Source organism: Oerskovia paurometabola (assembly GCF_016907365.1).
GTDB lineage: Bacteria > Actinomycetota > Actinomycetes > Actinomycetales > Cellulomonadaceae > Oerskovia > Oerskovia paurometabola.
On record NZ_JAFBBV010000001.1, the window covers coordinates 553,625 to 566,580 of the forward strand.

Here is a 12,956-nt window from a genome sequence, read left to right on the forward strand (position 1 = left end):
CGGTGGCCGTCCTCGCGGCGTACGGGGCTTGTCCCGCCCGAGAGCGTTCTGTATCGTTGAGTGAGTGCTCAGTCAAAGAAAGGTGGGATCATGAGGACGGTCGACGAGGAGCAGCGTGCCGCTCGCCGGTCAGCGCTGCTCGACGCGGCGGAGACCTGCTTCGCCGGGCGCGGCTACGACGCGACCCGCACGGCCGACATCTGCGCGGGAGCGGGCATGAGCGCCGGCAACCTCTTCCACTACTTCCCGACCAAGCACGACGTGCTGCTCGCCGTCGTCGACCGGGACGCCGAGCGCACCGCGACCGGCGTGAGCGAGCTCGCCCACGCCGACGATCCCTGGGAGGCGCTGCTCGCGCTCCTCGACGAGGTCTGCCGGCTGGCCTCCGACCCCGTCGCCGCCGGGCTCGCGCTCGAGATCTCCGCGCTCGCCCACCGCGACGAGGACGTGCAGCAGCGGATGCAGGCCGGCGACCGCGCCTTCCGCGCGGCCCTCGCCGCACTGCTGGCTGCTGGGGTCCGGACCGGTCAGGTCTCGAGGACGCTGTCCGTCGAGGAAGGTGCGACCTGGCTCGCGGCACTGGTCGACGGCGTCTTCGCGCGCGTCGCCGCAGACCCCGGTTTCGACGCAGGCTCGCAGAGCACCACGCTGCGGCGCGTGGCGACAGCGCTCCTGGCGGGCGAGTCGTGAGTGCGGGGCAGGGGGCGCGAGGTGCGGCGGGACGCGCACCTGCGGTCGTCGACGGTTCCGCGGGGGCAGGAGATCCCGGCCCTGCGGGCACTGCGGGCACTGCGGGCGCAGCGGGCCGGACGGCCTCTTCGCGTGCAGCGGGAACGACGGGCCGAGGGCGCCGGCTCGCCGACGTCGACGCGCTGCGCGCCTTCGCGCTCCTCGGGATCCTCGTGGTCAACGTGTGGGCGTTCGCGGACCCCTACTACGCGACGGCGAGCGGGAACCCTGCGTTCGACGGCCCGGTCGACCACACGGTGCGGTTCGTGGTCGCCGCCCTGTTCGAGACCAAGTTCTACCTGCTCTTCTCGTTCCTCTTCGGCTACTCGTTCACGCTCCAGATGGCCTCGGCCGAGCGGGACGGCGTCTCGTTCGTGGGGCGGATGCTCCGGCGGGTCCTGGGGCTCGCCGTCCTGGGGGCGGTGCACGGCGTCGCGCTCTACTCCGGCGAGATCCTCGTGGTCTACGCGGGGCTCGCCCTCGTGCTCCTGGTGGCCAGGAACATGACCCTGCGTCGAGCCGTGGTCCTCGGGAGCGCGCTGCTCGCGGCCGTGGCGGTCCTGTGGGTCGGGCTCGGTGTGCTCCAGCTCGCCGCGGGCTACGCGGCGGCTCCTCCGGGGGCGGGGGCCGGCGAGGCCCTCGCGAAGGCGACGGCTTTCGGGGGCGACGCGGGGGAGGCGTTCGCCTTCACCGCGGGGCACCGTGCGGAGGTCGTGGCGGCGATCGTCCTCCTCCAGGGCCCGAGCGCGCTCGCGATGTTCTTCTTCGGGTTCGCCGCCGGCCGGCACGAGCTGTTCACCCGCGCGCTGCCACGTGCCGTGGTGCGGTGGTCGCTGGGACTCGGTCTGACGCTCGGCCTGGCGGGCGGGGCCTTTTACGCCTGGACCGTGGTTCGCGCACCGGGAGGAGGGCTCGAGACGCTCGCGTTCGGCGTCGGGCAGCTCACCGCCCCCTTCCTGACCGCCGCGTACGTCGTCGGATGCCTCGCGCTGTTCCGGCGCTCGCGGCGCGTACGAGACTCGATCGCGCCGACCGGACGCATGGCGCTCACGGGCTACGTCGGCCAGTCGGCCGTGCTCGCGGTCGTCTTCACGGGCTACGGGCTGGGGCTCGTGGACCAGGTCGCGCCGACGGTCGTGCTCGGGCTCGTGGCGGTCGTCTTCGCGGCCCAGCTCGTCCTGAGCCGGTGATGGCTCGGACGGCACGTCTACGGGCCGCTCGAGTGGGCGCTGCGGTGGGTCACGAACGGGCGACGCCCGCGGTGGCGGGCGTCGCGCTGAGCCACGGCGGACAGGTCAGACGATCGGGTTCGTGAGCGTCCCGACGCCCTCGATCGTGATGGAGGAGGTCTGGCCGGGCACGACGTGCGCCGACGTGCTCGGCGACCCCGTGAGCACCACGTCACCCGGGCCGAGGGTCAGGTGCGAGGTCAGGTAGACGAGCTGCTCGACGACGTCCCAGGCGAGACCCGACGTCGACGCCTCGGCCTGCGTGGCGCCGTCGACCTGGACGTCGATCGCGAGGTCGTCCGGGGCCGCGAGGTCCGTCTCGATCCACGGGCCGAGCGGCGTGAAGCCGTCGCCGTTCTTGGACTGCGTGAACTTGTCGTCGAGCGCGCTCTGCTCGTACGCCGTCACGTCGTTGCCCACGGTCCAGCCGAGGATCGCGCCGGGGACCTGCTCGGGCGTCAGGTGGCGTGCCGTGCGGCCGACGACGATCGCGAGCTCGCCCTCGACCACGACCCTGCCGGCGGCCGGGTCGAGCCGCACGGGCTCGCCCGGCCCGATCACGGTGCGTGCCGACTTGGTGAACGCCTGCGGCGGGACGAGGCGGTCCTCGGGGCCGCTGTTGTGCGCCATGCCGAGCACGACGCGCGGCTCGCACGGCGCGAGGAGGCGTGCGCCGTCGACGGGGTAGGTCTCGCCCGTGCGCTCGAGGACCGGGGCGTAGTGGTCCACGACGACGGCCCAGAGGTCGTCGTCCTGGACGACGGGCCGGGGGCCGGTGGGCGTGTCGATCCGAGCGAGTCTCACGGTGGGTTCCTCCGTCTGCGGGCGATCGGTCCGCGGGCGTCGCTCGCGGGTGTCGGCGCGGTCGTGCCGGCTGAGGCGAGAGTACAGGAGGTATGACGTCCGATGTGATCGCCTGGCCGCCCCGCCCCCGCGGCGTGACACTGGGGAGACCGGGGGCTCGCGGACGGGCGCCCAGCGACGCGCGGCGAGGAGGGGCCATCTCACGCACTGCGGACGATGCGGCGGGACGCGGTGGGGCGCCCGGGGCCCTCGCCCTCGTCGGCGCGCTGGGCGTCGTCTTCGGGGACATCGGCACCAGCCCGCTGTGCGCCGCGACAGCCGTCGTCGCGACCGCTCAGGGCGCCGGGGCACAGATCGACCGGACGTTCGTCTACGGCATGACCTCGACCGTCCTGTGGTCCTTGACCCTCGTCGTCAGCATCCTCTACGCGCCTCCGCGTACGGCATCGCCGTGACGCTGACCATCTCGATCACCACGGTCGTCTACCTCGCCCACGGCTGGACGTCCCGACGGCGCCTCACCGGCAGCGTCGTCGTCGCCGGCTCGATCCTCCTGGTGGTCCTCGTCCTCCTCGCCGCGAACCTCGCCAAGGTCGGCTCCGGCGGCTGCCTCCCCCTGACGATCGGTGCCCTCGTGTTCGTCGTGATGACGACCTGGTGGACGGGCCAGCGGCACGTCAGCCGCGGGCGCCTCGCGCTCGAGACCACCGTCCAGCGCGTCGAGGACGTCCTCGAGGCCCACGGCTCGGTGACCAGGACCCGAGGGACCGCGATCTTCCTCAGCAGGCACAGCGGTGTCGTGCCGCTCGCGCTGCGCTCCATGGTCGAGCAGAACCACGCGCTCCAGCGCCACGTCCTGCTCGTGAGCTGGGCGACGACCGACCGGCCCGTCGTCCCGGCCCCCGAGAGGTACCGCGTGGCCGCTGCCGGGGACGAGGGGGTCGTCGAGATCGTCGCGACGTACGGCTTCCGAGAGCGACCACGGGTCGTGCGGCTCCTCGGCCAGGTCCAGCGCGACGCCCCCGATGCCATGCACGGCATCAACCTCGGGACCGCGACCTACTTCGTGTCGCTGTCCGTGCCACGGCTCAGCCCGCGGTCCAGGATGCCGCGATGGGCACAACGACTCTTCCTCGGCCTGTACCGGATCGTGCCCGACCCCGTCGAGACGCTCGACCTGCCCCGCGAGCGGACCATCGTGCTCGGCCGGGACGTGCCGCTCTAGGCGAGGCCGCGCCTCGTGCGGCGGGAGCGGCGGGATTCCGCGGTTGCTCCGCGGTTCGTCGCGCCGTCGTGGCGGGTCGCAACGCGGCCGTCGTGGTGTCGTGCGTCACGAAGTGGCTGGTCAGGCCGTATCGGTTTGAGTATCCAGCGATTCTCGTTGTAGTCTTCTCGACGGCTGCTCAAGAGAAATCACGAACAGCCGGGCGCCCGTAGCTCAACGGATAGAGCATCTGACTACGGATCAGAAGGTTGGGGGTTCGAATCCCTCCGGGCGCACAGAACACGAAGGCCAGGAACCGCAAGGTTCCTGGCCTTCGTGCTCTCTGCTGCCTGGTATCCCTCACGCTTCCCGCCGTGGACGAGGCGACCGCGGGTCGGAGGACGGCACTCCGGCGCCGCCTCGGGTGGGACGGGCGCCAACGACGCCGCCGCGACTGGCAGTATGCGGCCCATGCCTGTGCGCCACGCCGACGCGACCTTTCGCCCATGCGGGTACCTCGTAGTGCGGTCGCGGACCTCCGTCTCATGACTGGTCTCGTGACCATGAGGCGTCTTCTGCCGCCGACCGTCGCGGTGCACGAGTCGTCATGCGACCTCGACGTCCCGCTGTTCGACGACGAGCAGAGCGCGATCGCCGATGCGGTCGAGGAGCGCCGCAGGGAGTTCGTCAGCGGGCGCGCCTGCGCCCGCCGCGCCATGGCAGAGCTCGACGAGTCCGTCGTCCCGGTCCCGTGCGGCCCTCAGGGGGAGCCCGTGTGGTCGCACGGCCTCGTCGGGAGCATCACCCACTGCCGGGGCTACCGCGCAGCGGCCGTCGCCCGGGTGGCGGACGTCATCGCCCTGGGTATCGACGCCGAACCGCACGAACGGCTTCCAGACGGCGTGCTCGATCTGGTCGCCCTCCCCGACGAGGCCGCGCAGATCCAGGTGCTGCGGCGAGATGTGCCAGCGATCCACTGGGACCGGCTTCTCTTCTGTGCCAAGGAAGCGGTCTACAAGGGGTGGTTTCCTGTCGGACGGATACCGCTCGGCTTCGCCGGCGCGAGCGTCGTGCTGCGGACGGACGGCACGTTCTCCGCGCAGGTCCTGGCTCCGCAGGCGTCCCTCGGTGCTCTCGCTGGTGGCCTGGCGGGTCGTTGGTCGGTCGGTGACGGCTATGTAGCGGCGGCGGTCGCGATGCCGTCCCCCACAGCGATCTAGGATCCTCACCGCTCACGAGTCCGCGCCGGTCACGCTCCGTCGGCGGCACGTCGGCGGCACGTCGGTGGCAGGCGACGCGGTCTCGGGTTCCGACCGCGTCCCGCCGGCTCGCAAGCCTGCCTCGGGGCGTCGGTCTCCCTCGCGGGTCGGCCCTCCGGGAAGGGTGGCCCAATACAGGTCGGCCGCGGGACCCTGGGTCGGCGTCGATCCGTGTGGGCCACCCAGGCCGGCGGTCCGGATGGCCGTCGACACGAGGGACCTGGCGAGCGGCTTCTGGATCGTCGGCATGCCGGGCTCGGCCCACCCTTTCGAACCTACGCACTGTCGGGAAGGAGGGCCCGGGCATGCATTGTTATGGCACATTCGTACTCTTAAAAGGCAACGGAGTGCGCCGTACGGCAACGTGCCTGGTCCCAGGTCGTCGAGCAAGAAAACCGACCGAGCGTCAGGAATTTTGCTCATCTCGTATGTCGAGATGATGGTTGCGGATGCTCACGAACTTCGCTTGACTCCGTGTCGTCCCACTGAGAGACGAGCGATGCTCGCCATTCTGAATGGGCATGCTGACTCAGGGGGGTCTCAGTGGATTTATCGACACGGTCGATCGAGTTCGACCAGCTCGTCGGGCGTTCTGGGCCGATGATGTGGGGTCAGAAGGCCATCTACAAGTCGATCCGTTGGCTTGCAGAGGATGCCCACTACTTCAATCTCTTCCGCGTCATCGACGTTCCGGACGGAATGGCGGTCGGGGATCTAGACGGTGCGCTTGGGTCCCTTATTGCTCGGCACGAGGTGCTGCGTACGCTCTTCCACGACTCGGCCGCGGGCTGGACGCAGGACGTTCGTCCTGCGGGGCGCTTGGTCGTGGACCTCGTCCCCGCCCGTGAGAACGCTTCTGCCGAGGTGGCGGGCGGGGTCGTGAAAGACCTCATGGGGCGGTCGTTCCGTCATTCCGAGGAACTACCGGTGCGCTTCTCGATCGTGCTCGAGGACAGCCGGCCGCGCAAGGTCGTGATGGTGGTCTCCCATCTCGCCGTCGACGGCTGGTCGGCGGACCTTCTCAAGCAGGACCTCATCGGCCTGCTGCGAGGAGACGCAGGGCCTGCACCCCACTGGCAACCGGTGGACCAGGCTGCCGCCGAAGCGGACGGTGCTGGCGCGGCACGTGGGGTCGCTGCGGTGGACTACTGGTCGAAGACGCTCTCCTCCAACCCGCCGAGCCCGGTCCGCCCGGTGGTCGACACGGGCCGCCCAGGGCGCTTCGTGCGCCTGGGCATGTCGTCGACGGCTCTCGCGGTCGCAGCGAGCGCCGTGGCCACGCGCTGCGGCGTCAGCACCGGAACTGTGCTGCTCGCCGCGACGGCAGTGGTCGTCGGTCGACACACCGGACGCAAGGAGGTCGCCCTCCAGCTCATCGCAGCCAATCGACTGGACGCCCGTAGCCGGGGGCTGGTCGGTGCGTTGGCCGAGAACGCTCTCTTCGTCATCGACACCTCGCCGGCGGCTGTCGACGGTGACTTCCAGACGGTCGCGAAGCGGGCGTTCGGGGCAGGTCTGAACGCCTATCGACATGCGCAGTACGACCCGTTGGTCCTCGACGACGTGCTGGAACGCATTCGTACGCAGAACGGCGGAGCGCTCGATCTCGGGTATTTCTTCAACGACATGCGAATCGGGCGTGACTGGAGCGATATTCCTGAGTGGGACTCGGAGCCGGACCGTCTTCGCGAGCTTGCGCAAGAGACCGAGATCAGCCTGGTCGGTTCGTGGGAACGGCAGGATGCCACATTCTTCGTGCACACGGAGGATGCGACCAACACCTGTCGACTGTTCCTGATGGCCGACACCGAGCTCATTCCTGCTCAGGAGATCGAGAAGCTGCTGCTCTCGATGGAATCGGTGGTCGTCGAGGCGGCCATCGCGGGTTGACCGCCTTTCCCTTCGAGGGTCTTGTCAACGTCGGGTGGTCTCGACAGGAGACTTGACCGGGCTCATTGCCGGTGATGACGAAAGGACGTCGATGAATCAGCTCGTGTACGCGCCCAGACTGGTCAGGGCTCTGCCGCCGGTGGAGGCGGGCGGTCGCCTCCTGAAGGTATACGTGATGTTTGCAGAGCCCGACTCCTTCTCTCGCGACCCCGATCCGGAGTGGTTGAGAGAACAGGTGACCTCGGTCCTGGACACACCTCCAGGGGAGGGCGACCACCCGCTCGGATTCCTGATCCTGCACCACGGGAAGGAAGGTACCTACCTCCTGCTCTCCCAGTGGTTCGACGCGGACATGCTCAAGCACTGGGTACGTGGAACATCTGGTGCGGAGGAAGGCGGTGAGTCGTTCGCACCTCTCGCGCAGCGCGAGCTCATCGCCTGCGTATGGGAGCTGGCGATCATCGCGTTCGAACGCAACGCCTGGGTGAACACGGTGCTTGCCCAGGGACGGGTGGACGACTCGTCGGTCACCGCGTATCTGGGCACGAGCTTCTCGGGGTGGGTATGAGTCCCGACGTCGAGGTCAGACCGGTCCACCCGGACCACCTGGGCATGCTGCTCGAGCTGTGTCGAGAGCACGCAGCCTACGAGAACGCGGAGTTTCATGACGATGGGCATGTCGGTCGCTGGAAGTCGGCGCTGTTCGCCGAGCCAGCAGCCCTGCACGGCTGGATCGCCATCGAGGACGGGGAAGCCTGCGGCTTCATGACGGCGACCACGGACTTCGCGACGTGGAGCGCCCGTCGCTTTGCCCACATGGACTGCCTCTACATCCGCGAGCCTTTCCGAGGAAGGGGCGTCGGTCGCTTGTTCCTCGAGCAGCTGCGGGCGTTCGCGACCGCTCAGGGATGCGACTGGGCGGAGTGGCAGACCCCCCCGGACAACGAGCTCGGGATCGGCTTCTACGAGCGCATGGGTGCTGTCTCCAAGCCCAAGCGCCGCTTCACCTACGAGACGAGAGGGCGTGACCTCACGTGATCAACGGAAGTGCACTCCGCTCGATGCCTCCGTGGTCGCTCGACCGATCGGAACAGGCGAGCTCGGTACCCGCGCTCGGCGACCTGATTCGACCGGCTGCTGAGCGGTGGCCCAACCGTCTGGCCGTCCATGACGGGACTGTCGGACTGACCTTCGCAGAGCTCGAGCACCTGTCTCAGACGTTCGCTGCCCAGCTGGCCGAGCGAGGGGTCGGGGTGGGGGACCGGGTCGCCGTCATCGCCGAGAAGTCTGCGCTCATGCCGCTCCTGGCGATCGCGATCTGGAAGTGTGGTGCGGTCTATGTCCCGCTCGACGGCGAGGCCCCGGCACCGCGCCTGGCCGCGCTGATCGAGCGCCTTCGCCCGCGGGTGGTCGTCGCCCTGGACGATCGTGACCCCGTGGCCGGAGACGGTCGTTGGGTCGACCGAAACCAGGTCGACATGATCCTCTCCGGGCCACCCAGCGGATGGTCGACCGTCGATGCGCGGGGAGCCGACGATCTCGCGTACATCATCTTCACGTCGGGGTCGACCGGGGAGCCCAAGGGCGTCGAGATCACCGTGCCCAATCTCGTCGCCTACTTCGGAGCGCACAACGAGGTGCTGCGACTGACGCCAGAGTCTCGGGTGCTCAGTCTCTCTCCGTTCCACTTCGACGTCTCGATCGAGGACACGATGCTCCCCTTGTCCCTCGGGGCGTTCGTCTTCCAGTTCCGTGGGATCCAGGTGGGCGCGATCATGCGTGCCGTCATCACGAGGGAGCGGATCACCCACCTGATCGCGGTGTCGACGCTCCTGAAGATGATCACCGGCGACGGGCGTCACCTGACGCGGGATGCGGCCCCTGGGCTGGAGATGGTGATGACGGGGGCCGAGGTCTGCGACCCGGCCGTCATCAACGCCTGGAAGAGCCGTCTTCCCGATGTCCGCGTCCTCAACGTCTATGGACCGACCGAGGCCACGATCGTCTGCCTCGCATACGAGATCATGAAGGTCGATGAGGACAGGGACGTCTCCTACCCGATCGGACGGCCCCTCCGTGGGGTCTGCGCCAGGATCGTCGAGGACGGCGCAGTGATCGTGGAGCCGGGAGTGGTCGGCGAGCTCTGGGTCGGAGGCGCCCAGGTGATGCGCGGATACCTGGATCGTCCTGAGGAGTCTGCACGCCTACTCGTCGAGACCGACGGGCTGCGCTTCTACCGCACCGGTGACCGGTGCAGCTACGACGAGAACGGTGACATCGTGTTCCGGGGGCGCGACGACGACGAGGTGAAGCTCTCCGGCCGCCGGATCCACCTGGCCGAGATCCGGCAGACCGCCATGAGCTGCCCCGGTGTCGAGCAAGCCGCTGTCGGGCTCGTCAAGCGAAACGGCCACGACGTCATCGCCCTGGTGGTGACCTCGCCGGACCGCAGGGTGATCGAGCACGTCGAGAAGCGGCTGACGGAGATGCTGCCTCAGTACATGCAGCCGTCACTCGTCGCGTGGTCGCCGAACCGCTCGGTCTCGTCGACCGGCAAGACCGACGAGAAGGAGCTGGTTCGCCGACTCGCCGATGCGGCTCGGGACGTCAACGGGACGCGCTTCGCCCTTGAGATCGGCGGGACGGCGACGACGCTCGAGGGTTACGGCCATGGTTGAGTCGGAGCGCTCGGCGCTGCACCCGGAGTTCGGCCGACTGGCGATGGCCCGCTCGCTCGTGACTGCGGGAGGATCCACGGGGAGGGTGGACGACGATCGGCGGAACGCCGAACGTTGGGTCGGCCTATTCGGCGGTGAGGCCGACCTGGAGGACGAGGCGCACGAGGACCAGGAACGGCGCTCCGTGGTCATCTACCCGGAGAAGGAGGCACCAGGGAGCCCGTGGGTCCTCTACCTTCACGGCGGGGGGATGGTCTACTACTCGACCTCGACCTTCCGACCGTACCTGCGAATCCTCGCAGACCGGCTCGGCGCCCCCGTGGAGGCTCTTGACTACGACAAGGCACCGGAGCACGACGTCATGCGCTCGGTGGCGGACCTGGCCGCTCGCATCGCGGGCCGTTGCCGAGAGGTGACGGATCGTCCGCTGATCGTCGCAGGAGACAGCGTCGGAGGACTGCTCGCGCTCTATCTCGGCGTGAGGGTGCTGCCGAGGGTCTTCTCTCGCATCGTGCTGATCTACCCGGTGCTCGACCTCGACGTGGAGCACGAGTCCTACCAGGCCTTCGGGACCGGGTACTTCCTTGACGGTGTCGACATGCGCTACTTCACGTCGCTGCTGCAACCGTTCTTCCGGGAGATCGCCTTCAACCCGATGGACCTGTCCGATTCGGACCTCTCCGCGCTGGCGGGCTGCTCGATCGTGACGTCCGGATGCGACGTGCTTCGCGACGAAGGACTCGAGTGGGCTCGGTACGTGGCTGATCGATCAGCCGACGTACGTCACCTGCACTTCCCCGACCTGCCGCACGACTTCTGCCTCTACGCCCCCAAGCTGAGCTCCGCCCGACGCGCGGTGGAACAGATCGCCGGCGAGGCATTCGTCTCCGGAGACGCCGGGTGAGCCGTACTGCAGCCGATGTGCGGCGTGGTGCTGCCCCCGATCCTCGTGGTCGGAGGCAGTCACGCCACGGGGACGCCCGTGGTCCACGAACAAGACAGGCCAGAACGCGAACTACTTCGGTGAGAGGAAATCATGACCACTTCAGTGAGCGACACGGTCAAGCGTGACATCGCGGGATATCTCGAGGCGGCTCTGGGGAGACCGGTCGACGTCCACTCCTTGGCGGACGACACACCACTGAACACCCTCGGGCTGGATTCACTCCTGACGATCAGCGTCGTCGCCACGCTTCTGGACGAGTCCGGCGTGGACCTCCTCGAGCACTCCGACTCGCTTGTCACCCCCAGCACGCTCGCGGACCTCTATGCCCTGGGTGTGAGGTTCGGCCCAGGCGAGGACCGTCCTGCTCACGACGAGGAGAAGACCGTCCTGGAGAACGACCGGATCGCTCACTACCAGTCGAAGCTCGCCTACGAGATCGACTCCGCAGACCTTCAGGACGCCCTGTCAGCGGGCAAGGACGTCGTCGTCGTCGACGGACGCAGCAGCGAGTCCTTCGCAGCGGAGCACATTCCCGGTGCCGTCAGCCTCCCGCATCGCTCGATCTCGCACGACTCACTCAGCGAGCTCTCCCGCGCCCCGTTGTACGTCGCGTACTGCGACGGGATCGGCTGCAACGCCTCTACCAAGACGGCACTCAAGCTGGCCGCCGCAGGTTTCCAGGTGAAGGAACTGATCGGTGGCCTGGACTGGTGGAAGCGGGACGGCCACCTCACCGAAGGGCACGCCGCGCACACGGTGGTCGGCGAGCATCCCCTCGCTTGTGGGTGCGCCGGCTAGATCTCTCTCCGGCCGCCTGGCTCGGTGGCGACTTGGTCGAAGAACGTCCATACCGTACAGAAAGCATGAGTCATCTGATGAGCGCTGAAAGGTTCGACGATTCGTTGTGGGACGTCGTGGTGGTCGGCGCAAGCCTTGCCGGGTGCGCTACGGCGATCCACTTCAGCAAGATGGGCCACCGTGTCGCGGTCGTCGAGAAGAGAGTGACGGCTGTCGAGCACTACAAGCAGCTGTGCACTCATTTCATCCAGCCGCACGCAGCACCGCTGCTTGCTCCTCTCGGCCTCGAGCATCTCCTGGACCCCGCGAGGTCGGTCATGACCCGGGGACTCTTCGTCACCCCCGGGGGAACCATCGATGCGTCCTACGGCGACGACCCGAGCGCGCGCGCGCTGAATCTCGAGCGCCGTGTGCTCGACCCTGCGATTCGCGAGGCTGCGAGGAGGCAGGGTGTCCGATTCTTCGACCGGACGAGCGTGGAGGCGCTCGAACGGGATGGGACGGACTGGCTCCTGGGCGTCCGCACCGTGCACGGGTCCCGCCGGGTGCGAGCTCGGCTGGTCGTCGCTGCTGACGGGCGTCGTTCGCGGCTGGCCGGGCTGCTCGGGAACACGACAGAACAGCGCCCGAACGACCGTGCGGCGATCTTCGGCTACTTCACGGGGATTGCTGCGTTGGAAGGAAATCGCTCGATCTTCATTCGAAACGGCAAGGACATGGCATGCGTCTACCCGCTGGTCGGCGGTCGGACCGCCCTCGTCCTGTTTGCCGAGAAGTCCCGGATCGCGAACTGGGACGGTCCCGACGACCGCCTCGCGGGGCTTCTCGCGTACTTCGCAGGCCTGCAAGAATCGCCACCCCTGAGTGGCGCGGTCCTGGACTCGCCTCTGTTGGGGTATGCCGACTACCCCAACCAGATCCGTCAGCCTGTCGCCGGTTCTGTACCGTTCGTCGGCGATGCCGCGCTCTCGCTCGACGCCATGAGCGGCGTCGGTTGCGGCTTCGCCCTGTCTTCGGCAGACCTTCTGGCACGCTCCTTCGTCGGGAGATCTCTGGACACCGGAGACGTCAGAGAGGGACTGGACGACTATGGGCTGCGCTTCGAGGCAGCGTTCCGGCCTCACGTGGACGGGATCTGCGCGGATTCGCTCGTCCAGAAGGACGAGTCCACCCAGCAGAGGGTGTTCGAGGCCATCTGTGGAAGCCCCGGGCTGAGTCGGGAGTACCTGTCCTTGACGGGTCGCCTGTCGATGCCGGCCGACTTCCAGCGGGCTCTCATGCGAACCCTGATGACGAGGGCCAGGAGCGGTGCGATCGCCTAGTTCCCTTCCGGTCCGGCGTCGCGCGCCCGGCACCGACGACGACACGTTTCGCCTCGCTCGTCACGGAGCGGAAGCATGCCCGATCGCTTCTCCTTCG

At 68.5% G+C, this 12,956-nt stretch carries 13 protein-coding genes and 1 tRNA gene; 13 read left to right on the plus strand and 1 reads right to left on the minus strand.

Going from position 1 to position 12,956, the window contains the following annotated elements; all coding sequences use genetic code 11:
- Window positions 1-90 precede the first annotated feature (90 nt).
- Window positions 91-690 carry a TetR/AcrR family transcriptional regulator gene (locus tag JOD48_RS02470; RefSeq protein WP_204807171.1) on the plus strand — a complete coding sequence of 200 codons (600 nt, stop codon included), beginning with the start codon at window positions 91-93 and terminating at the stop codon, window positions 688-690.
- Window positions 687-1,919 (plus strand): DUF418 domain-containing protein, encoded by a 1,233-nt coding sequence (locus JOD48_RS20035; protein ID WP_204807172.1) that lies wholly within the window; start codon window positions 687-689, stop codon window positions 1,917-1,919. Before JOD48_RS02470 ends, JOD48_RS20035 begins: the two co-directional genes overlap by 4 nt.
- A gap of 105 nt (window positions 1,920-2,024) precedes the next feature.
- Here the strand turns inward: JOD48_RS20035 and JOD48_RS02480 are convergent, their stop codons facing one another.
- A complete protein-coding gene (locus JOD48_RS02480; protein WP_204807174.1) occupies window positions 2,025-2,762 on the minus strand; it encodes a fumarylacetoacetate hydrolase family protein in 738 nt (245 codons plus the stop codon).
- Between the two features lie 92 nt (window positions 2,763-2,854).
- Here JOD48_RS02480 and JOD48_RS02485 point away from each other — a divergent pair, with 92 nt between their 5' ends.
- The 11 genes from JOD48_RS02485 to JOD48_RS02535 all read left to right on the plus strand — a co-directional run bounded on the left by JOD48_RS02485 (window position 2,855) and on the right by JOD48_RS02535 (window position 12,859).
- Window positions 2,855-3,217 carry a KUP/HAK/KT family potassium transporter gene (locus JOD48_RS02485; RefSeq protein ID WP_204807176.1) on the plus strand — a complete coding sequence of 121 codons (363 nt, stop codon included), beginning with the start codon at window positions 2,855-2,857 and terminating at the stop codon, window positions 3,215-3,217.
- Complete coding sequence (locus JOD48_RS02490; RefSeq protein ID WP_191789835.1) at window positions 3,214-3,987, plus strand: KUP/HAK/KT family potassium transporter; 774 nt, start codon at window positions 3,214-3,216, stop codon at window positions 3,985-3,987. Before JOD48_RS02485 ends, JOD48_RS02490 begins: the two co-directional genes overlap by 4 nt.
- Window positions 3,988-4,189: 202 nt before the next feature.
- Window positions 4,190-4,262 (plus strand) — tRNA-Arg (locus JOD48_RS02495).
- Window positions 4,263-4,529: 267 nt separating this feature from the next.
- Window positions 4,530-5,186 (plus strand): 4'-phosphopantetheinyl transferase family protein, encoded by a 657-nt coding sequence (locus JOD48_RS02500; protein ID WP_204807178.1) that lies wholly within the window; start codon window positions 4,530-4,532, stop codon window positions 5,184-5,186.
- Between the two features lie 582 nt (window positions 5,187-5,768).
- Window positions 5,769-7,115 carry a condensation domain-containing protein gene (locus tag JOD48_RS02505; RefSeq protein ID WP_191789833.1) on the plus strand — a complete coding sequence of 449 codons (1,347 nt, stop codon included), beginning with the start codon at window positions 5,769-5,771 and terminating at the stop codon, window positions 7,113-7,115.
- A gap of 91 nt (window positions 7,116-7,206) precedes the next feature.
- A complete protein-coding gene (locus JOD48_RS02510; protein WP_191789832.1) occupies window positions 7,207-7,683 on the plus strand; it encodes a hypothetical protein in 477 nt (158 codons plus the stop codon).
- Window positions 7,684-7,727: 44 nt separating this feature from the next.
- Window positions 7,728-8,153 (plus strand): GNAT family N-acetyltransferase, encoded by a 426-nt coding sequence (locus tag JOD48_RS02515; RefSeq protein WP_204807180.1) that lies wholly within the window; start codon window positions 7,728-7,730, stop codon window positions 8,151-8,153.
- Window positions 8,154-8,176: 23 nt separating this feature from the next.
- A complete protein-coding gene (locus JOD48_RS02520; RefSeq protein WP_204807182.1) occupies window positions 8,177-9,793 on the plus strand; it encodes an amino acid adenylation domain-containing protein in 1,617 nt (538 codons plus the stop codon).
- A complete protein-coding gene (locus JOD48_RS02525) occupies window positions 9,786-10,697 on the plus strand; it encodes an alpha/beta hydrolase fold domain-containing protein (RefSeq protein WP_204807184.1) in 912 nt (303 codons plus the stop codon). Before JOD48_RS02520 ends, JOD48_RS02525 begins: the two co-directional genes overlap by 8 nt.
- A 132-nt stretch (window positions 10,698-10,829) precedes the next feature.
- Window positions 10,830-11,537: a rhodanese-like domain-containing protein gene (locus tag JOD48_RS02530; protein ID WP_204807186.1), complete on the plus strand. Its 708-nt coding sequence runs from the start codon at window positions 10,830-10,832 to the stop codon at window positions 11,535-11,537.
- Window positions 11,538-11,602: 65 nt separating this feature from the next.
- Window positions 11,603-12,859, plus strand: coding sequence for an NAD(P)/FAD-dependent oxidoreductase (locus JOD48_RS02535; protein ID WP_204807189.1), 1,257 nt, complete (start codon window positions 11,603-11,605; stop codon window positions 12,857-12,859).
- The last annotated feature ends 97 nt before the right edge of the window (window positions 12,860-12,956 follow it).